This is a genomic window from Streptomyces sp. NPDC032721, from assembly GCF_055579625.1.
The window spans coordinates 162,310-180,493 of the sequence record NZ_JBVIMX010000005.1 but is presented as its reverse complement, the minus strand read 5'-3'; the positions used below and the strand labels follow the sequence as shown (position 1 = coordinate 180,493).

Sequence of the window (18,184 nt, the reverse complement as noted above, 5' to 3'; positions counted from 1 at the left end):
GTCTACACGCAGGGTGAGCACCGCCCCGACGGTAGCAGTGGTCGCGATGGATTTGAACTGGCTCGAATGCTTTCCGGTGTGAGGCCCGCGCCTGCTTGAGTCGTGTTGTCGAACAACGGCAGCAACGTTCACTGCCCGGTCCGAGGCGGTCGCCTCCGCGCTTGCGCACCGGGCACTCAAGGAACCTGGGAGTGGTGGTCATGGTGAAGCCGAAGGACACAACGAAGGTGAAGAGCCGCACGGTGAAGACCCGCACGAGGAAGGTCGGCATGGCTGTGACGGCTGCCGCGTCGGTTGCCGGAATGGTCTTCGCGGCGGCACCCGCTACCGCCGCCGGTGCCGCCACCTTCTCGATCGAGTACGGGGCGAGCTACTACGAAGGCAAGGCCAGCTGGTCCAACCGGTCGGTCAGCGTCGACGGATCGTTCAAGGCCAGCAATTGTCGACGGGTCTACGCGCGGGCGTTCGCCGGCAGCACCTCACTGGACTTCAAGAGCAGCAGCACCTGGTGCAACCGATCCGGTTCTGCGGACTTCGCCCTTGCCGCGAACGTAGTCGGTGGGTCCGACAACATCTGGCTCTACATGACCGACGAGAACCAGAACTACCTCAAGGGGCAGACCTGCTACCGCGCCGGCTACTGCGTCAACGGTCTGCGCTAGTCCCCACCCTGGACCCTGGAGATCGCATGAAGACTCATCTCGCCGCCGCCCTCGGATCGGCCGTGCTGACCGCGGGTGCCTTGTTGGGCGCTCCCGCCGCCTCCGGCGCGCAGACCGCCCCTTACCCAAGTACCCCTATCGACATCAGGATCGGCGCCAGCTCCGTCCGCGGCTCCCTGACGTGGTACGGGTCGCCGGTGGCCGCTGGAACATTGCGGTCCGTCGGCTGCAACCGGATGTGGTTCCGCGCGTACGACGCTCCTGGCAAGGAGCTCGCCTTCTCCAGTACCAGCACTCAGTGCGACACGACGTCCCGCTTCACTCTTTCGTTCCCCGGAGCGACGGAGTCCGTCGAGATCTGTCTTGTCGGTGCGGATCCGGCACCCAAGTGTGGGTGGTACAACCGGCCCTGACCCCTCCGACCGGCCTGGCTGTGTGAGGCTGCTGGGGTTGCCTGGGGCCCAACGCGGGCTCCAGGCAACCGACGTCAAGCTCTAGAAGAACCCGAGCTTCTTGGGACTGTAGGAGCAAAGAATGTTCTTGGTCTGCTGGTAGTGGTCCAGCATCATCTTGTGCGTCTCGCGGCCGATGCCCGACTGCTTGTAGCCGCCGAACGCCGCGTGCGCCGGGTACGCGTGGTAGCAGTTGGTCCAGACGCGGCCCGCCTGGATCGCGCGGCCCGCGCGGTACGCCATGTTCATGTCGCGGGTCCAGACTCCGGCGCCCAGGCCGTACAGGGTGTCGTTGGCCGTGCCGATGGCGTCGTCGAAGTCCGTGAAGGACGTGACCGCGACGACCGGGCCGAAGATCTCCTCCTGGAAGACCCGCATCCGGTTGTCGCCCTCGAAGATGGTCGGCTGGACGTAGTAGCCGCCCGCCAGCTCGCCGTCGTACTCGATGCGCTGACCGCCGGTCAGGATCTTCGCTCCCTCCTGCTGGCCGATGTCCAGGTAGGAGAGGATCTTCTGGAGCTGGTCGTTGGAGGCCTGGGCGCCGATCATCGTGTCCGTGTCGAGGGGGTGGCCCGGCTTGATGAGTTCGGTGCGGGCCTTCGCCGCCTCCATGAACTCGCTGTAGTGGCCGCGCTGGACGAGTGCGCGCGAGGGGCAGGTGCACACCTCGCCCTGGTTGAGGGCGAACATGGTGAAGCCTTCGAGAGCCTTGTCGCGGAAGTCGTCGTCCGCGTTCCAGACGTCGTCGAAGAAGATGTTGGGGCTCTTGCCGCCGAGTTCGAGGGTGACGGGCTTGATGTTCTCGGAGGCGTACTGCATGATCAGCCGCCCCGTGGTGGTCTCCCCGGTGAAGGCGATCTTCGCGACGCGTGGGCTGGAGGCCAGCGGCTTGCCCGCTTCGACGCCGAAGCCGTTGACTATGTTGACCACGCCCGGCGGCAGCAGGTCGGCGATCAGGCTCATCCAGAAGTGGATGGAGGCCGGGGTCTGCTCTGCGGGCTTCAGGACGACGGCGTTTCCGGCGGCGATGGCCGGCGCCAGCTTCCAAGTGGCCATCAGGATCGGGAAGTTCCAGGGGATGATCTGGCCGACCACCCCCAGCGGTTCGTGGAAGTGGTACGCGACCGTGTCGTCGTCGAGCTCGCTCAGCGAACCCTCCTGGGCGCGCAACGCCCCCGCGAAGTAGCGGAAGTGGTCGATGGCGAGGGGGATGTCGGCGTTCAGGGTCTCGCGGACCGGCTTGCCGTTCTCCCAGCTCTCCGCGACCGCGAGCTGTTCCAGGTTCGCCTCCATCCGGTCGGCGATCTTCAGCAGGACGTTCGCGCGGTCGCCGGGTGAGGTGCGCCCCCAGCCGGGTGCGGCCGCGTGCGCGGCGTCCAGGGCGAGTTCGACGTCCTCGGCGGTGCCCCGGGCGATCTCGCAGAACGGTGCGCCGTTGACCGGACTCGGGTTCTCGAAGTAGCCGCCGCGTACCGGGGCCACGTACTCGCCGCCGATCCAGTGGTCGTAGCGCGCCTCGTACGAGACGATCGCGCCCTCGCTGCCGGGTGCGGAGTATCGGGTCATCGCATGGCCTCCCTGGGAAGGTGCCGCCCGCCCTTGGACGGCGCCTCAAGGGACGCTAGAGCGGGCGAGGTTGCAACTCCGTTGCAGGCGCCGTGGCCGCCGGTTCCGTCGCGGTCGGTTCTGTTGCGGTCGGTTCCGTTGCCCCGGTTACGTCGGCCCGGGTTCCGTCACCCCGAGTTCCGCGTCCAGTGCCCGTACGCGCGCGTGTACGGAGGGCTGCCGCGACGCGGAGGTGACCGACGCGAGCGCCCGCCACACCGGCAGGTCGTCCTCGCCCCACGGGCTGTGCACCCAGTCCGACAGCAGCCCCGGATCCGCCCGCGCCACCAGCGCCGCCCGCAGCTCACCCGCCAGCCTGTTCCGCAGCCGTACGACCTCGGGCGCCTGCGAACCGGGCAGCAACGGCCCCCGGTACGCGGCCATGGCGGCGGCCACCGCCCCCGAGCCCAGCCGCCGGGCCACCGTCCGGAAGTCCGCGTCGACGGGCACGGTCAGCCGGTACGGGCGTGAACGCAGCAGCCCGGGCCCCAACAGGCGCCGCAACCGCGACAGTTCCGCGCGCAACGTCACCGGTCCCGCCGCCCCGTCCTCGTACAGCTCGCACAGCAGCTCGTCCCCCGAGAGCCCCTCGGGGTGCCGGGCCAGCAGCACCACTATCTCGCTGTGCCGCCTGCTGAGCCGCACCTTCGATCCGCCCGCCACCAGCACCGCCTCGTCACGGCCCAGCGCAACCAAGGACGCGGTGTCGCCCTCGGCGGGCGGCGCGGGCGGGAGCAGCGCCAGGTGCGATTCGGCCGCGCTGGCCACCGCCTGTACGAACGCCAGGCTGTGCGGATGGGCGAGGCTGTCCCCGCCGGTGATGTCGAGCGCACCGAGAAGCCGTCCCGAGTGGGGATCGTGCAGCGGGGCGGCGGCGCAGGTCCAGGGGTGCACCGGGCGCAGGAAGTGCTCGGCCGCGAACACCTGCACCGGCCGGTCCAGGGCAAGTGCCGTGCCGGGGGCGTTCGTTCCGACCGAGGACTCGGACCAGCGCGCCCCCGGTACGAAGTTCATCCGGCCCGCGCGCCGCCGGGAGGTCGCGTGCCCCTCCACCCACAGCAGCCGCCCCTCGGCGTCGCACAGCGCGACGAGGTGCTCGCCGTCCCGTGCGTACGTGCCCGTCAGCTCGCGCACGAGGGGCATCGCACGGGCCAGCGGATGGCTGTCGCGGTAGGCCCCCAGCTCGTCGTCGGCCAGCTCCACGCGCGCGTGGCCGTCCGGGCTGACCCGGGCGCGGGCCGAACGCCGCCAGGAGTCGGCGACCACGGGGCGGACCGGCCGTTCGACCCGGCCCGCAGAGGCGAACGCCTCGTGCGCCCGGCGCAGCGCGCCCAGCCGTTCGCGCGGATCGGTCCCCGGCTCCAGAGCCACCCATGCATCGGTCAACTCGGCCTCCCCGGCCCATCGTCGTCCGGCGGGGGAGCGGCGGCAAGCGTTCCGGCAGCCGTAGAACCCCGTCTAGTCCTCCGACTGCGCCGCGATGATCAGTTCCTTCATCAACTCCCGGCTCAGCTCCGGATCGTCCTCGAAGGGCAGCCAGTCGCGCCCGCACCGGCACCGCATCCGCACCAGGTCGCCCCACCGGCCCCCGGCGGAGAATCCGGTGACCGCCGCGCAGCCGGGGCAGGCCATCGGCCCTTCCCCCGCCACCACGATCGGCGCGAGCATCTCGATCGACCAAGGGTCCAGCAGCTCGAACTCGTCCACGTCGCCCGCCCCTACCGGGACAGCACCGCGCCGGGTCCGGCGCACGGTCGCGGGGACCGCGCGCCGAGCTCCGGAGCAGGGGTGTTCTTGTCGGTTTCCATGCTGCGGATACTGGCACGGGAGCGGAGTGCACGGCCAACCGGAGGCAGGTCGGAGAGGTGGGTCAGAGAACCGTCCGCGCCACCTCCCGCAGGTGCCGGTGCAGCCCCCGGTGGGGGTCACCCGCCGGCAGCCACTCCTTGCGGATCTTTGCCACACACGTGTAGTTCGTGTCGCACACGTTCGCCAGGGGAGCCTCCCCGGCCTGGCTGACCAGCTGGTACGCGTCCAGCTCGGACAGCCCGTAGTCGCGCGCCAGCCACTGCACCAGGTCCAGCTGCGAGATCCGGAAGGCGTCCTCCAGCGGGCGGGCCGACCCCGTCGAGAGGATGTGGGTGTCGGACTCCAGCCGGGGCCAGGGCGTCGCCACCCCCTTCAGCAGCTCCACGACCACCTTCGTGTTCATCGCGCACTCCACCGCGACCCCGCAGGTCTCGCCCTCGCCCTGGCGCGCGTGCCCGTCGCCCAGGCTCAGCAGCGCGCCCGGCACGTTCACGCCCAGGTAGCAGGTCACCCCGGTACGCATCTCGGGGGTGTCCATGTTCCCGCCGTGCGCGTCGGGTACCAGCGCGGAGCGCACCTCCAGGTTCGCGGGCGCCACCCCCACCGTGCCGTGCATCGGGTCCATCGGCAGTTCGATCTCGATGTCGCTGTCGCGGGCCCGGAAGAGACAGGTGCGGCGCTCCCGGTCCAGCTCCCACATCCACACCACCTCGGGCAGCGGCGCCTGGAGCGAGGCGGTGGCGTGCGTCGAGGTCAGCGCGCCGAACAGCGGCACCGTCGTCGACGCCGCCCAGTCCCTGGCGGGCTCGATCGACACGAAGTGCACGGCCACCGTGTCGCCGGGCTCGGCGCCCTCCACGTAGAAGGGCCCGGTCTGCGGGTTCAGGAAGGGGAACTCGCAGACCTGCGACACGAGGTCCTTCTCGGAGCGCACCCGCCCCGCGAAACAGTCCTCGGTGTACAGGTCGAGCACCGTGCCGGGCGCGATCCGCGCGACCGGGGCGGCCCCGCCGAAGGTCCAGGCGTACTCGTGCTCCTGCGGTCGTACGGTCACGACGCGGGGGTCGGTCATGGGTGTGCGGCTCCGCTCTCCGGGCTCTCGGGCCGGTTCGTGCTCTCGGACAGGTGCTGAAGGTGCCGCTGGTACTAGAGGCGCTCGTCTGCGTGTGGCCGCCTCTGCTGTCGTACGTCGTCCTGGTCCAGCGGCAGCTCGTCCAGGTGCACCCGCCCGGTCTCCGCCACCCGCTCCGGGTGCCGGCGCAGCAGCACCACCAGGACCACGACCCCCAGCAGCATCCAGACGGCCACGACCGGACCCGCGTACGACACCGGCGCCTTGAGCTCGGAGACGAAGTCGAAGGCCGGGATCCCGGCGGCGGTCAGCAGCGCCGGGACGAACGTGGCGATGCCCAGGACCGGGAACAGCAGGTGCAGCACCGGGTTGAACAGGTTCCTGCGACGCCTCAGGAAGTACCCGACGCACGCCAGGTTGACGACGATGTACACCCCGATGACGACCGTGACGATGATCGTCGCCAACAGCACGAAAGCTGTCAACGGGTCGTACGCGAAGCCCAGCCAGAGCATCGCCACGACCGCGACGACGAACTGCACGGCCACCCCGGTGACGGGGGAGCGGTGGCGGGGGTGCAGCCGTGCGAAGACGGCCGGGAAGACCCCGATGCGGCCGAAGGCGAAGGCGGTACGGGTGGACACGTTGGAGCACGCGTTGGCGTTGGCGAGGGTCGAGTTGACCACCGCCAGGAACAGCAGCAGCCAGAACAGCCCGAACGAGGCCCGGGCCACCCCTTCCCAGGAAGCCGCCCCCGAAGCCCCGAACGAGGCGAACTTCTCCGGGCCCAGGTAGACCGCCATGGCGTACGTCGTCAGGACGTAGACCAGTCCGATCGACAGGGCGGCGCCGAGCACCGCCCGGCGCATCGTGCGGCGCGGGTCCCTGGCCTCCTCGGCGAGCGGGGCGGCCGCCTCGAATCCGGCGAAGGCCAGCACCGTATAGACGGATCCGGCGAAGACGCCGCTGACCCCGGAGAAGCCGTCGGCGGTGTGCGAAGTGCCGAACACCGAAAGGGTGTTGGCGTCGCCCGCCTGCGAGATCAGCAGCACCGCGAACACCACGAACACGGCGACTTCGAAGATGCCGAGCACCGTGCCGAAGCGTGCTGAGGCCCGTACCCCGAGGAACCCGGCCAGCGCGATGACCACCGCACCGGCCAGCGACCACGGCCACCACAGGTCCTCCGGATAGGACGCCCACTCCTGGTGCAACGTGCCCGCCGTCGTGAACCCCAACTGGAGCAGCAGCAACGCCGGTACGAGGGATTCGACGAAGGCGTACCCCCAGCCCACCAGGAAACCCACCGCCGGGTGGAGGCCCTGCGCGGAGTACGTCGCCACCGAGCCCGCGGCGGGCATCCGGCGCGCCAGTTCCGCCACGCACGACGCGGTGAACAGACAGGCCACCATGGCCACCAGGACCGACAGCGGGAGGCTGCCGCCCGCGAAGGCGGCGCCCGCCGGGATGGACGCGGCGATGGCCGCGGCGGGCGCCATCGCCGTCACACTCTGGAAGAGCACGTCCCGCAGCCCGACGGCGTTGCGGAGCAGCCCTGTTCGCGATTCCCCCGACACCCTGTGGTCTCCCTGTCCGCTGACCGGATGGCCCGGTCCGATGAACGGTGGCGCAGTGCGCGGCAACCGTACGGCGGTGGTGCACGTGGCGGAAGGGGGCCGGAGGGCGTGTTATGGCCCAGTGGTATGCCCCCGGGGGTAATGCGGAATGTCGCGATCCGGCGCGTGCTGGGCACCAACTTGCGCACAGGGGTCGCGAGTCGACTCCGTACGTCCGATTCTGGAGGGTATGGCCACGCCGCCCGTACCACCGCAACAGCCGCCCGGAAACCCGCCCGGAGGAGGGGGCTTCGGCCCGCCCCAGGGGCCCTACGACGGCCCGCCTCAGGGCCCGCCGCAAGGACCGCCCCCAGGATCGTCCCCGGGGCCGCACTCAGGACCGCCCGGCGGCCGGCGCCCGCTGGTCATCGTGCTCGCCGTACTCCTCGCCGTCGCCGCCGTCGTGGCGATCGTCCTCGTCGTGACCAAGGACAGCGGCTCGAAGGACCCGGCGGTACCCGCACCCAGCACCACGAAACCGGGGCCCTCCTTCAGCCTGCCGAGCGAGTTCCCGACCAGCTTCCCCACGAGCCTGCCCACCCTCCCCTCGGACTTCCCGACCTCGCTGCCCTCCGGTCTGCCCACCGAACTCCCCAGCGACTTCCCGACGGACCTCCCCGGCCTGCCGTCGGACATCGCCTCCGACCTGGACTCCTTCCTGCCCTGACGCGCCGCCCGCGACGGGGCGGTGGTGCTGTTGCCGCCACCCCGGTGCCGGGGGCTGCCCTCCCACGGTCCGGGTGCTGTCCTCCTGGGTTCCGGGGGCTACCGCCATGGTCCGGAGCCCGTGGTCTCCGTAACGTCACAGGAGTCGGGTGCCGCGATCGCCGCATGCGCCTCCAGAGACCGGAGTCCAGCAATGCCCCCTGCCCTCCCGGCCGCCGCCGAGCGGCCCACAGCGACCGCGTCCGGAAGCGACTTCGCACCACTCCTGCAAGCGGTCAGGGGCCAAGGCCTGCTGGAACGCCGGCACGGCTGGTACACCGCGCGCGCCGTGGTCAACCTGGCCTCGCTCGCGGCCGTGATCACCGGCCTCGTACTGCTCGGCCACTCCTGGTGGGTACTGCTGCTCGCCGTGCCCTTCTCGCTGGTGTGGACCCGCACCGCCTACCTCAGCCACGACGCCGGCCACGCCCAGATATCGAGCAGCCGCCGCACCAGCAGGTGGATCTCCCTCACCCACGCCAACCTCCTCCTCGGGATGAGCCAGGCCTGGTGGAACGAGAAGCACAACCGGCACCACGCCAACCCCAACCACGTCGACAAGGACCCGGACGTCGGCGTCGGCGCCCTCGTCTGGACCCAGCAGCAGGCCGCAGGCCGCGAGGGGTTCGCCCGCTGGCTCGCCCGCCACCAGGCCCGGCTGTTCTTCCCGATGCTGCTGCTCGAAGGCTTCGCCCTGAAGCTGTACGGGTTCCAGGACCTGCGCCGTCAGGGCTCCCGCGAACGCAAGGTCGAGGGGGCCCTCCTGGTCACCCACCTGGTGCTGTACGCGGCCCTGCTGCTCACCACCATGGCCCCGCTCACGGCACTCGTCTTCGCCGTCCTGCACCACGCCCTCTTCGGCGTCCAGCTCGGCATGGCCTTCGCCCCCAACCACAAGGGCATGGAGATGCCCGACTCCGACGGCGCACGCTGGGGCCACCTGCGCCGCCAGGTCGTCACCTCGCGCAACGTGCGCGGAGGCCCGGTCACCGACTGGTTCCTCGGCGGCCTCAACTACCAGATCGAGCACCACCTCTTCCCGAACATGCCGCGCCCGCACCTGCGGCTCGCCCAGCCGCTCGTACGGGCCCACTGCCGGGCGGTCGGCCTGCCGTACACAGAAACCGGACTCATCGATTCCTATCGGCAGGCGCTGAGCCACATGCACGAGGTCGGGGAACCGCTGCGGCGCGGGGAACCGTGAGGGCCCGGCGCGCGTTGGAGAAATCAGGAGCGGCAGCTGCCGCGGAGGAGGCGTCGAAGATGTCGAAGAGCTCAAAGATCGCTACCGGCGGTGTCGTGATCGGCATCGCGCTCATCTGGTTCATCGGATTCTGGCCCGCGCTGCTGGTCATGGTGGGCGTTCCCGTCGCCGCCTATCTGATGCTGGACAACACCCAGCGGCGCAGGCTGCAGCGGATCACCCGCAAGGAGCTGGGCCGCTGACCCGCCACCTGGGAGCGAGAGTCACGGCGGTCAGCAGCAACGGCAGCTACTCGTTCACCAAGCCGAACCGCGACAGCATCACGCTGCTGGCCGGGCTGGGGGTCGAGGGCGACATCCACGCGGGAGTGACGGTCAAGCACCGCTCCCGGGTCGCCCAGGACCCCACGCAGCCCAACCTGCGCCAGGTGCACCTCATCCACGGCGAGCTCTTCGACGAGGTACGGGAAGAGGGCTTCGAGGTCGCCCCCGGCCAGCTCGGCGAGAACGTCACCACGAGCGGCATCGACCTGCTCGCCCTGCCGACGGGCACGCTGCTGCGACTGGGCGAAGAAGCGGTCGTGGAGATCACGGGCCTGCGCAACCCCTGCGGCCAGATCGACGGCTTCCAACACGGCCTGCTCAAGCAACTGGTCGGCAGGAACGCGGAGGGCGAGATCGTCCGCAGGGCGGGAGTGATGGGCGTCGTACGCACGGGCGGCGTGATCCGCCCGGGCGACCCGATCACCACAGAACTCCCGACCGAACCACACCGCAGACTGGAACGCGTCTGACGAAAGCATGGACGTCCGGCCGAGTCGGCCCGGGGACCGGCTCTGGAGCCGGACAAGGCTTGTAGCCCGGGCGCCGTCCCGTTGTCCAGGCGCCGTCCGTTGTCCGGGCGCCGCCCATCGAGCGGGACATTGGTCCTCGGTCTGACGCCGACCGTCGGGCCAGGCTCGGTCCGTCAGACAAGCACTCCAGGCCTCAGGCCGGGCGTACCGCCATTTTGTCCAGTGACGCCAGCAGGCCCGGCAGTTCCTCGCCCCGGCCCACCGGCAGGACCTCGCCCGGTTCCTCGTCCAGCAGCAGGAACGCGATGTCGTCGGTTCTGGCCACCAGTGACCAGCCGGGGCCGTCGGCGCGGAGTGTGCGGGAATCGTTGCTGGCGAAGGCCGAGCGGACGCGGCCCGTTGGTGGGGGTTCGGCGACGTAGGCGTGGAGTTCGTCGATCACCCGCCGTACCCCCGGGTGCAGCTCGCCTCCGGTGCTGCCCTCGAACGACTCCGTGTCGCTTTCCTCGTCCAGTTGCCCGCGCCACGTCGCCCACTGCCTGGCGATCTCGTCCGCGCCCAGCCTGCGCTGCGCGGGACCCCACTTCTCGGTGTCCGGGGGCGTCAGGACCGGATCGTCCTCGTCCGGTACGGGGTCGTGGGGGGCCGGGATACCCGGGGCCGCCACCGCGAGGGCCAGCGGCCAGCCGGGCAGGGCCGCGACGACCGAGCGTTCCGGCGGCGAGAGGTCGTACTCCATGCCGCAGTCCCAGGACGCGATGGCCACCGCCACCAATGACACGTCGTCGACGGCCACCGTCCAGCGCGCACCGGCCCCGTCCTGGCCGAGCACCAGCCCGTACCCCTCACCGACGGGTTCCAGGCCGAGCGCCGCGCACGCCGCGGGGAAGTCGTCGCCGAGCACGCTCGGGAACTGCGCGGGCGTCAGCAGTACCGCGGTGAGCACGAACAGCTCGTCGTCCCCGGCAGTACTGGTAGTCCCGCCCGCCCCCGCCGTCCCGGCAGACTCAGCAGCCCCGGCAGCATCCGTCCCGGTCACGGCACCCTCCCCAGATGATCGCTTCGTCGGCGCAACTTAACCTGCCGGTAACCGGCGCGTCGAGGCCTGGCGGCACGAATTCCGGGAAGTCGTCCGAGCGGCGACCGGTCAGGCGGCGGGCAGTCCGAGCAGACTCCGCGCCACGTGCTGCGGCGTCTCGTCCCGTTCGCGCGCCAGCGCGATGACCGCCCGGCAGGCCAGCTCGGTCACCCCGAACGACAGCGCCTCCGGCGACACCCATCCGGCCGCCTCGTCGCTGCCCTGCTCGTCGTCCTCCGCGCAAGCCGACACGTACATGGCGGCCGCCTCGAAGAGGTTGTGCCGCCGCTGCGCCTCCCGCACCACCGGCGTCCCAGGCTTGAGCGGCTCCTGCAGCGACCGGAAGAATCCCTTGATCCTGTTGAGCACCCGGACCACATCCCCGTGAGCAGTAGATCGGCGGACACTCCAAGTGTGCCCTCTGCCCGTAGAGTTGAGCCTTCGTCAACAGGGCGGTACTGCAAAGCGGCAGTGTCCGCCACCGGCAGAGGGGTGAGGTGCGGTGCAGCGCTACGACCGGCTCAAGCAGATCCAACAGCTCGATCCGGAGCGGGACTTCCTGCGCATCTACCGGATGACCACCACCCTCGAATTCCCCTGGGACTTCGCCAGGGCGCTGGAACTCGCCCTCTACCGCACCTACGCGGTGCCCAGCATCGGCCGGCTCCTCGCGGAGACCACCGAGTTCACCGACCGCACCCAGAAGCGCTACGACGACACCGCGCTCCTGCTCGACGCGATCGTGGAGCACGGCTTCACCAGCGACCAGGGCCGCACTGCGATCCGCCGCATCAATGGGATGCACCGCAGCTACGACATCAGCGACGACGACATGCGCTACGTACTGTGCACGTTCGTCGTCGTGCCCAAGCGCTGGCTCGACACCTACGGCTGGCGCAGGCTGTCCGACCACGAACTGCGCGCCTCGGCGGCGTACTACCGCACCCTCGGCACCCATTTCGGGATCCGTGACGTCCCGCAGTCCTACGAGGAGTTCGAGCGCTTCCTCGACCGCTACGAGGCGGACCGCTTCGGCTGGGACGAGGGCGCCCGCAAGGTCGCCGACGCGACGCTGGACCTGATGGCCTCCTGGTACGGGCCGCTGGCGCCGGTGGTCAGGAGCGCCAGCCTCGGTCTCCTCGACGACCCGCTGCTGCGGGCCTTCCGCTACGACCGCGCACACCCGGTGACCCGTACCGCCGCCAGGGGCGCACTACGGCTGCGCGCGCGTGCCGTACGGCTGCTGCCGCCCCGCCGCACACCCCACTACGCCCGGCAGAACCCCGAGATCAAGGGCTACCGGAACGGCTACGAGGTCGACCAGCTCGGCACCTTCCCGGTACCCGGCGTACGCGGCTGCCCGGTGCCGCACGCGAACCGCACTCCGTAGCACGCGACGTACCCGCGGGGGTGAGGGCAGGCTTCAGTCCTTGCGGGTCGCCAGCGCCAGGAAGCGGCTGTCCTCGTCGACGTACGACCGCATGCTCCAGCCCGAACCGGCCAGCAATGGGCGGAGGTTGGGCTCGGCCCGCAGGTCCGCCCCGGTGAGCTCGCGCCCCTGCCGGGCCGCGAGGGCGGCCCGGCCGATCGGATGGAACAGGGCGAGCAGTCCGCCGGGACGCACCGTCCGGGCCAGCTCGCGCAGGTTCCGCTCCGGGGCCGGCAGATGCGCGATCAGCCCGGCGGCGAACACGCCGTCGAGGACACCCGCTCCCAGCGGCAGCCGCGTCACATCGGTCTGGACGAGCAGGGCGTGCCGACCGCCACGCCCCGCCAGGGCCGCCTCGTCGAGCATCTCGCGCGTCAGATCCGCGCCCAGTACGACCCCCGAACTCCCCACGGCCGCCCGCAGGTACGGCAATGCCCGCCCCGTACCGCAGCCCGCGTCGAGCACCGCCCCGCCGGGCGGCAGGCCCATGGCGGCGACGGCCGCCTCGTACGCCGGCCCGTCGTCCGGGAAGCGCGAATCCCAGCGGGCGGCGCGGGCGCCGAAGAACTCCTGAACCTGCATGTGGTCGTCAGCCATGACCCCATGATCCCCTCCGATCGTCCCGGAGAACGTTCCCGCCACATTCCGCATGCTTTCGAAAGCCGACCGGGAGTCGTACATCGGCGCGACTACCGTCCGGATTCCACGGGGCACACCGCGCCTCAGCCGGAGCCGGAGAGACCCACGGATGATCGAGCATCAGAGGGCAGCCGAAGGCAACACCCAGTGGTACGACGCGGAAGCGGGGCCCCTCGTGCGCCCCTACGCGCAGACCGGCGTACGCACCGCGAAAGCGGGCAGGGCCGGTGGCTCCGCCCGCTCCGCCGACGCCTCCGGAGCCGACGTCCCTCCCGGTCCGCGCCTCGATCTCGTCACCCAGATCTCCGCGGTCGCCGACGCGGGCGAACCCGACCCCGCACTGCTGAGCCGCGTGCACCACACCCTGCTCGGCCTCTGCCGGAGCGCGACCCAGACCGTCGCGGACCTCGCCGCCTCGGCGGACCTGCCCACCGGCGTCGTACGCGACCTCCTGGAGGACCTGTCGCGCGCGGGCCAGGTGACGTGGGGCGCGCCTGCCCGCCCGGCCGGTCTGCCCACGGAACTCCCCGTGCAGGAAGTGATCGACGGCCTGCGTGCCCTGTGACACGGGCTCCGCGCCCCGCCCTTTGTTTTCCCACGACCGATTCGATTCGATCCGATCCGCCGAAGGAAGCGTCCCCATGACCACAGAGCACACGCCCGGCACGAACACCCCCGGCACGGAGGGCGTCGACGCCGAAGTCACGGAAAGTGCGGACGGCACGGGAGGCACGGGAGGCACGGAAAGTGCGGACGGCACGGAAAGCGCCGACGGCACGGAAAGCTCGCCCCTCGCGCTGAAGATACTGGTGGCGGGCGGCTTCGGCGTCGGCAAGACCACCCTGGTCGGATCCGTCAGCGAGATACGCCCCTTGCGCACCGAGGAACTCCTCACCGAGGCGAGCAGGGGCGTGGACGACACGGCCGGGCTCGACCACAAGGCGGCGACGACCGTAGCCATGGACTTCGGCCGCATCACCATCCGGTCCGGACTCTCCCTCTACCTGTTCGGCACCCCGGGCCAGGACCGCTTCTGGTTCCTGTGGGACGACCTCTCCCAGGGCGCGCTGGGTGCCGTGGTGATCGCCGACACCCGCAGACTCGCCGACAGCTTCTTCGCCGTTGACTACTTCGAGGACCGCCGCATCCCCTTCGTCGTGGCGGTCAACTGCTTCGCCGGTACGCAGGCCTACGGCGCGCGCGAGGTCTCCCGGGCCCTGGACCTCGACCGCGGCACCCCCGTGGTGCTCTGCGACGCGCGCGACCGCGACTCCGGCAAGGAAGTGCTGATCCGCCTGGTCGAGTACGCGGGGCGGGTGCACACCACGCGCCTGTTGGACTCGATGGCCTGAGAGCGCTTCCATCGCCCGCCGCGACGCCGCTCCCGCGTGGCGTACGAACTTCCGTTGATCCGGATCTGCTTGCCGCCACGCCGACTCTGGGTAAGGCTTGCGGGAGAACTGGGGTCACGGGGAACGAATGAGCGGGGAGAGCCGAAACATGGCGCTGAACAAGGGACTTGACTGGCTGCTCGACGACCTGACCAAGCGGATCCATCACATCCGCCACGCACTGGTCCTCTCCAACGACGGGCTGGTGACAGGCGCGAGCGCCGGACTGGCGAGGCCGGACGCCGAACACCTCGCCGCGGTCTCCTCGGGACTGCACAGCCTGGCCAAGGGATCCGGGCGGCACTTCGACGCCGGAAAAGTGCGGCAGACGATGATCGAATTCGACGACGGGGTCCTTTTCGTCACCGCTGCCGGAGACGGTAGCTGTCTGTGCGTACTGAGCGCCGCCGAGGCCGACTTCGGGCAGATCGCCTACGAGATGACCCTGCTGGTCAACCGGGTCGGCGAGCACCTCGGGGTGGCGGCCCGGCAGCCGGGAGTCTGACCGGAACTGGCCTCCGACCTGCATGTACGTAGGAGGTCGGAAGGTTGTCCACAGGGGGTTGTCCACAGGTCCGGCGGGATCCGGCGGAGCGGGCTACGGTCGTCACTGAGAGTGTTCGTACCTCACGGGGAGGACTGTCATGGACGTCAAGGAAGCGCAGCGTGCCCTAGGCACCGTCACCGCGGTCCGCGCGGCGCAGGAACTCGGTCTGGACCGGAGCGAGTTCTCTCTCGCGGTGCAGCTCGGCCGGATCCGCACCGTGCCGGACTGCGGTGGCGGAAGGCGACGTGTCGCCCGCGAAGAGATCGACAGGCTGCGGGAGTTGGCGAGGGGTGCCACCCCGCTCAAGGTGCGGCTGAGGACCGCGGGAACGACCGAGGCCGCCGCAGTGATGGGCATCAGCGCGTTTCGCTTCACGGCTCTGGCCCGCGCCGGATACCTCAGCCCGGCCCGCTTCTACCTGAACCGGTACCGGGCGGTCGTCTGGCTCTACCTCGTAGAGGAGTTGACCGACTTCAGGGCCCGGCACCCCGAGCTGCTGACCGGGAAGTATCCGAAGGGCATGCGCGCCTCGCTCGACGAGGGAGCCGACCACCGCCCCCGGAACTGGCGCAGCCGCCGCCTCGGACAGTTGCTGCACCGTACGGACGACCCCTGGGAACAGGCCGCGATCTTCAGCTTGTTGCTGGCCGTGGAAGAGCTCGCCGAGGCGGTGCCGGACCCGCGGGAGAACGAACTCCTCGCCGGTCTCCGGTCCGGCCTGGTCGCGGCCGAGCCGACCGGCTTCGCGGCCCGGGAGGTGGCGCGCCGGCTCTTCGTGGCGCAGGACCGCGACGAGGCCGAGTGGATCAGGGTCTGTCTGGCCCTGTCTCTGGAAGAGGCACGCGCACAGCGACCGCTGCCGAACCCGCAAGATCCGGGGGACGGCCCTGCGGACGGTCGGCAAGAGGGCCGACAGGGCAGCCCACCGGACCGCCCGGCCCCCTGCCCACCGGCACCCGGCGCGCCCGGCCGGCCCGTGCGTGCCGGTGGTGTCCGCTCCTGGCTGCACCGGGGCATCAGGCGGACGGTCAGGAAGAACTGCGGCCACCGGCGGGACCGGGAGAGGGGAGTGGCCGAGGAAGCGCGCCGCTGATGAGGCAGACTGGCCGCTGTGTCGTCTCCTCGCCGTGTCTGTCCCGTGTGCCGCCGTGAAATCGCGGTGGTCGCCGCCCGCTTCGCCCGTCACGACCCACCAGGGGCGCGCGGCACGACGGAGCTGGTCTCCTGCCCCGGCTCACGCACCACGGCACCCCTCGGATCGGCCGTGCAGCCGTCCCTCGACGGCTACACGACACCCGAGTTCCCGGGTCAGCTGCCGCTGTTCTGACCGTCGAGGTAGACCCACTGCCCGTCGACGCGGACGAAGCGGCTCAGCTCGCGCTGGCTGTCGGCGTGGCCCTCGTGGACGTAGTGGGCACGGAACTCCACGGTCCCTTCCTGGTGGAAGGCGGTGCCGTCCGTGGCGCCCAGGATGTCGAGCCCGGTCCACCGCTGCCCCGGGTCCAGATCCAGGGTTTCCGGCCGGGTCGACGGATGCCAGGTCCGGAGCAGATAGCCGGTGTCGAGCACCACGAACGCGCTGTAGCGCGACCGCATCAGTCGCTCGGCGGTCGGCGCGGTGGCCTCCCCGCGGTGGAAGCGGCCGCAGCACTCGCTGTAGGACTGCACGCGCCCACAGGGACAGGGCGCTCCGGGGCCGAGGCCCGGGCCGGGGCCGGTGCCCGGGCCGGGGGAGGTGCGGGAGCCCCGGCCGGGCTTCGTACGGGAACGAGAACGAGGCATCTTGGACATGCCACCATCCTCCCCGACGGCCGCCCGGACTCCCGCCCCGCCCTCAGAGACCGCCGCGCAACTGCTCCCACTCCCGCCGGTCCCGCTTGGTGGGCCGCCCGGCTCCCCGCTCCCGTACGCCCGCACCCATGACTTCCCTCGGCGGGCGCGGCGCGCTCTTGTCGACGTACGCCTCGGCGGCGGGGACGGCCCCGACCCGCTTGCGTACGAGCTGGGAGACGATGACGACGCGCTCCCAGCCCTCCTGCCGCACCCGGACCTCGTCGCCGATCCGCACGGACTGGGCAGGCTTGGCCCGCTCGCCGTTGACCCGCACGTGCCCGGCCCGACAGGCAGCGGCAGCCGTCGACCGGGTCTTCATGAGCCGTACGGACCAGATCCAACTGTCGACCCGTACGGGTCCCGCATCCGAAGCCATACGACCACCCTAATGCGACCGCGCCAGCGCCTGCCGCAGTGCCGTCAGCGAGGGCTGGGCCGCGCTCCGGCAGGACGGCACGAGGTCCGCGAAGTTCAGGAAGCCGTGCACCATGTCCTCCTGGACGTCCAGCTGCGCCGGTACGCCCGCGTCGATCAACTGCTGTGCGTACGCCGTGCCCTCGTCCAGCAGCGGGTCGTTGCCCGCGACCAGGACGTACGCGGGGGCGAGCCCCGACAGGTCACCGGCCAGCGCGACCGCACCGTAGGGGACGGCGTCCTCGCGGGAGATCGCCGAGAAGTGGTGGCGGTGGAAGAACCCCATCGCCTCGGCTCCCAGCATGGGCGCCTCGGCGAAGCGGGTGCGCGAGGGCGTGGCGTCCAGCCCGGTCGCCGGGTACCAGAGCAACTGGAAGACCGGCTGGGGCAGGCCCCGGTCGCGGGCCATCAGGCACACCGCCGCCGAGATCGAGGCTCCCGCGCTGTCCCCGGCGAGCGCGACCCGGGCAGGGTCGCCGCCCAGTTCGGCCGCATGCTCCCGCACCCACGCGTACGCGGCGAAGCCGTCCTCCTGCGCGGCCGGGAACGGGTGCTCGGGTGACAGTCGGTAGTCGACCGACACCACGATCGACCCGCTCTCCTGGGCCGTCGTACGGCACAGCGCGTCGTGGCTGTCCAGGCTGCCGATGACGAAACCGCCGCCGTGGCAGAACACGGTGACCGGCAGCCCGGGATCGAGCGAGGGGCGGTAGACGCGTATCGGGATCTCGCCCGCGGGCCCGGGGATGCTGCGGTTCGACACCTTCGGAAGCTGTGTCGTGACCGGCATCGAGGCGAACACGGCGGCCGACTGCTTGCGGAACGTGGCGGGATCGAGGGACCAGTCCATCGGCGGGACGAGTTCGAGAAACTTCTGGAGTGCGGGTTCGATCGGCATACGTCGCTCCCTGACTTTCCGTCAATGTTGCGCCGAA

General features: G+C 70.9%; 22 protein-coding genes. 11 read left to right on the top strand and 11 right to left on the bottom strand.

Annotation, left to right across the window (positions count from 1 at the left end; all coding sequences use genetic code 11):
* The first annotated feature begins 200 nt into the window (after window positions 1–200).
* Window positions 201–662: a hypothetical protein gene (locus ACZ5PB_RS13260; protein WP_468690578.1), complete on the top strand. Its 462-nt coding sequence runs from the start codon at window positions 201–203 to the stop codon at window positions 660–662.
* A gap of 494 nt (window positions 663–1,156) precedes the next feature.
* Here the strand turns inward: ACZ5PB_RS13260 and adh are convergent, their stop codons facing one another.
* From adh to ACZ5PB_RS13235, 5 genes are all read right to left on the bottom strand, one after another.
* Window positions 1,157–2,680, bottom strand: a complete 1,524-nt coding sequence (gene adh, locus ACZ5PB_RS13255; RefSeq protein WP_468690576.1) for an aldehyde dehydrogenase — start codon at window positions 2,678–2,680, stop codon at window positions 1,157–1,159.
* A 147-nt stretch (window positions 2,681–2,827) separates the two neighbouring features.
* Entirely contained in the window at window positions 2,828–4,105 is a 1,278-nt protein-coding gene (locus ACZ5PB_RS13250) for a GAF domain-containing protein (protein ID WP_468690575.1), read from the bottom strand.
* Window positions 4,106–4,177: 72 nt separating this feature from the next.
* On the bottom strand, window positions 4,178–4,426 hold the full coding sequence (locus ACZ5PB_RS13245; RefSeq protein ID WP_468690572.1) for a hypothetical protein: 249 nt from the start codon (window positions 4,424–4,426) through the stop codon (window positions 4,178–4,180).
* Window positions 4,427–4,589: 163 nt separating this feature from the next.
* Window positions 4,590–5,600 carry an acetamidase/formamidase family protein gene (locus ACZ5PB_RS13240; protein WP_468690570.1) on the bottom strand — a complete coding sequence of 337 codons (1,011 nt, stop codon included), beginning with the start codon at window positions 5,598–5,600 and terminating at the stop codon, window positions 4,590–4,592.
* 74 nt (window positions 5,601–5,674) lie between these two features.
* A complete protein-coding gene (locus tag ACZ5PB_RS13235; RefSeq protein ID WP_468690569.1) occupies window positions 5,675–7,177 on the bottom strand; it encodes an APC family permease in 1,503 nt (500 codons plus the stop codon).
* A 409-nt stretch (window positions 7,178–7,586) separates the two neighbouring features.
* On the opposite strand from ACZ5PB_RS13235, the gene ACZ5PB_RS13230 reads away from it, so the two are divergent.
* The 4 genes from ACZ5PB_RS13230 to ACZ5PB_RS13215 all read left to right on the top strand — a co-directional run bounded on the left by ACZ5PB_RS13230 (window position 7,587) and on the right by ACZ5PB_RS13215 (window position 9,918).
* Window positions 7,587–7,883, top strand: coding sequence for a hypothetical protein (locus ACZ5PB_RS13230; protein WP_468690567.1), 297 nt, complete (start codon window positions 7,587–7,589; stop codon window positions 7,881–7,883).
* Window positions 7,884–8,075: 192 nt separating this feature from the next.
* Window positions 8,076–9,125 carry a fatty acid desaturase family protein gene (locus ACZ5PB_RS13225; RefSeq protein ID WP_468690565.1) on the top strand — a complete coding sequence of 350 codons (1,050 nt, stop codon included), beginning with the start codon at window positions 8,076–8,078 and terminating at the stop codon, window positions 9,123–9,125.
* Window positions 9,126–9,184: 59 nt separating this feature from the next.
* Window positions 9,185–9,367, top strand: coding sequence for a hypothetical protein (locus ACZ5PB_RS13220; RefSeq protein ID WP_468690563.1), 183 nt, complete (start codon window positions 9,185–9,187; stop codon window positions 9,365–9,367).
* Window positions 9,368–9,375: 8 nt separating this feature from the next.
* The gene (locus ACZ5PB_RS13215; RefSeq protein ID WP_468690884.1) at window positions 9,376–9,918 is read left to right on the top strand and encodes an MOSC domain-containing protein; all 543 of its coding nucleotides are present in this window, start codon (window positions 9,376–9,378) and stop codon (window positions 9,916–9,918) included.
* A 193-nt stretch (window positions 9,919–10,111) separates the two neighbouring features.
* On the opposite strand, the gene ACZ5PB_RS13210 is transcribed toward ACZ5PB_RS13215, so the two are convergent.
* Window positions 10,112–10,870 (bottom strand): hypothetical protein, encoded by a 759-nt coding sequence (locus ACZ5PB_RS13210; protein WP_468690882.1) that lies wholly within the window; start codon window positions 10,868–10,870, stop codon window positions 10,112–10,114.
* Window positions 10,871–11,065: 195 nt separating this feature from the next.
* The gene (locus ACZ5PB_RS13205) at window positions 11,066–11,332 is read right to left on the bottom strand and encodes a hypothetical protein (RefSeq protein ID WP_468690880.1); all 267 of its coding nucleotides are present in this window, start codon (window positions 11,330–11,332) and stop codon (window positions 11,066–11,068) included.
* A gap of 166 nt (window positions 11,333–11,498) precedes the next feature.
* Between ACZ5PB_RS13205 and ACZ5PB_RS13200 the strand changes: the two genes are divergently transcribed.
* Window positions 11,499–12,386, top strand: coding sequence for an oxygenase MpaB family protein (locus tag ACZ5PB_RS13200; protein WP_468690562.1), 888 nt, complete (start codon window positions 11,499–11,501; stop codon window positions 12,384–12,386).
* 33 nt (window positions 12,387–12,419) lie between these two features.
* Here ACZ5PB_RS13200 and ACZ5PB_RS13195 read toward each other — a convergent pair whose 3' ends face one another.
* Window positions 12,420–13,022 carry a class I SAM-dependent methyltransferase gene (locus tag ACZ5PB_RS13195; protein WP_468690561.1) on the bottom strand — a complete coding sequence of 201 codons (603 nt, stop codon included), beginning with the start codon at window positions 13,020–13,022 and terminating at the stop codon, window positions 12,420–12,422.
* 151 nt (window positions 13,023–13,173) lie between these two features.
* On the opposite strand from ACZ5PB_RS13195, the gene ACZ5PB_RS13190 reads away from it, so the two are divergent.
* From ACZ5PB_RS13190 to ACZ5PB_RS13170, 5 genes are all read left to right on the top strand, one after another.
* Window positions 13,174–13,629 carry a DUF742 domain-containing protein gene (locus tag ACZ5PB_RS13190; RefSeq protein WP_468690559.1) on the top strand — a complete coding sequence of 152 codons (456 nt, stop codon included), beginning with the start codon at window positions 13,174–13,176 and terminating at the stop codon, window positions 13,627–13,629.
* Between the two features lie 76 nt (window positions 13,630–13,705).
* Complete coding sequence (locus tag ACZ5PB_RS13185) at window positions 13,706–14,416, top strand: GTP-binding protein (RefSeq protein ID WP_468690557.1); 711 nt, start codon at window positions 13,706–13,708, stop codon at window positions 14,414–14,416.
* Window positions 14,417–14,564: 148 nt separating this feature from the next.
* Window positions 14,565–14,960: a roadblock/LC7 domain-containing protein gene (locus ACZ5PB_RS13180; RefSeq protein ID WP_468690555.1), complete on the top strand. Its 396-nt coding sequence runs from the start codon at window positions 14,565–14,567 to the stop codon at window positions 14,958–14,960.
* 139 nt (window positions 14,961–15,099) lie between these two features.
* Entirely contained in the window at window positions 15,100–16,095 is a 996-nt protein-coding gene (locus tag ACZ5PB_RS13175; protein WP_468690554.1) for a DUF6397 family protein, read from the top strand.
* An 18-nt stretch (window positions 16,096–16,113) separates the two neighbouring features.
* Window positions 16,114–16,329, top strand: a complete 216-nt coding sequence (locus ACZ5PB_RS13170; RefSeq protein WP_468690553.1) for a hypothetical protein — start codon at window positions 16,114–16,116, stop codon at window positions 16,327–16,329.
* On the opposite strand, the gene ACZ5PB_RS13165 is transcribed toward ACZ5PB_RS13170, so the two are convergent.
* Genes ACZ5PB_RS13165 through ACZ5PB_RS13155 form a run of 3 tightly spaced genes read right to left on the bottom strand, consistent with a single transcriptional unit; the run spans window position 16,311 to window position 18,147 of the window.
* Complete coding sequence (locus ACZ5PB_RS13165) at window positions 16,311–16,784, bottom strand: YchJ family protein (protein ID WP_468690878.1); 474 nt, start codon at window positions 16,782–16,784, stop codon at window positions 16,311–16,313. The genes ACZ5PB_RS13170 and ACZ5PB_RS13165 overlap by 19 nt on opposite strands.
* 52 nt (window positions 16,785–16,836) lie before the next feature.
* Window positions 16,837–17,211 (bottom strand): RNA-binding S4 domain-containing protein, encoded by a 375-nt coding sequence (locus ACZ5PB_RS13160; protein ID WP_468690551.1) that lies wholly within the window; start codon window positions 17,209–17,211, stop codon window positions 16,837–16,839.
* A gap of 9 nt (window positions 17,212–17,220) precedes the next feature.
* Complete coding sequence (locus ACZ5PB_RS13155; RefSeq protein ID WP_468690549.1) at window positions 17,221–18,147, bottom strand: alpha/beta hydrolase; 927 nt, start codon at window positions 18,145–18,147, stop codon at window positions 17,221–17,223.
* Window positions 18,148–18,184: the final 37 nt, after the last annotated feature.

What these genes read in the sequence shown, in the direction of transcription:
- ACZ5PB_RS13260 (WP_468690578.1), top strand. Translation starts at nt 201, where the DNA reads ATGGTGAAGCCGAAGGACACAACGAAGGTGAAGAGCCGCACGGTGAAG.
- adh (WP_468690576.1), bottom strand. Translation starts at nt 2,680, where the DNA reads ATGACCCGATACTCCGCACCCGGCAGCGAGGGCGCGATCGTCTCGTAC.
- ACZ5PB_RS13240 (WP_468690570.1), bottom strand. Translation starts at nt 5,600, where the DNA reads ATGACCGACCCCCGCGTCGTGACCGTACGACCGCAGGAGCACGAGTAC.
- ACZ5PB_RS13225 (WP_468690565.1), top strand. Translation starts at nt 8,076, where the DNA reads ATGCCCCCTGCCCTCCCGGCCGCCGCCGAGCGGCCCACAGCGACCGCG.
- ACZ5PB_RS13220 (WP_468690563.1), top strand. Translation starts at nt 9,185, where the DNA reads ATGTCGAAGAGCTCAAAGATCGCTACCGGCGGTGTCGTGATCGGCATC.
- ACZ5PB_RS13195 (WP_468690561.1), bottom strand. Translation starts at nt 13,022, where the DNA reads ATGGCTGACGACCACATGCAGGTTCAGGAGTTCTTCGGCGCCCGCGCC.
- ACZ5PB_RS13190 (WP_468690559.1), top strand. Translation starts at nt 13,174, where the DNA reads ATGATCGAGCATCAGAGGGCAGCCGAAGGCAACACCCAGTGGTACGAC.
- ACZ5PB_RS13185 (WP_468690557.1), top strand. Translation starts at nt 13,706, where the DNA reads ATGACCACAGAGCACACGCCCGGCACGAACACCCCCGGCACGGAGGGC.
- ACZ5PB_RS13180 (WP_468690555.1), top strand. Translation starts at nt 14,565, where the DNA reads ATGGCGCTGAACAAGGGACTTGACTGGCTGCTCGACGACCTGACCAAG.
- ACZ5PB_RS13175 (WP_468690554.1), top strand. Translation starts at nt 15,100, where the DNA reads ATGGACGTCAAGGAAGCGCAGCGTGCCCTAGGCACCGTCACCGCGGTC.
- ACZ5PB_RS13165 (WP_468690878.1), bottom strand. Translation starts at nt 16,784, where the DNA reads ATGCCTCGTTCTCGTTCCCGTACGAAGCCCGGCCGGGGCTCCCGCACC.
- ACZ5PB_RS13160 (WP_468690551.1), bottom strand. Translation starts at nt 17,211, where the DNA reads ATGGCTTCGGATGCGGGACCCGTACGGGTCGACAGTTGGATCTGGTCC.
- ACZ5PB_RS13155 (WP_468690549.1), bottom strand. Translation starts at nt 18,147, where the DNA reads ATGCCGATCGAACCCGCACTCCAGAAGTTTCTCGAACTCGTCCCGCCG.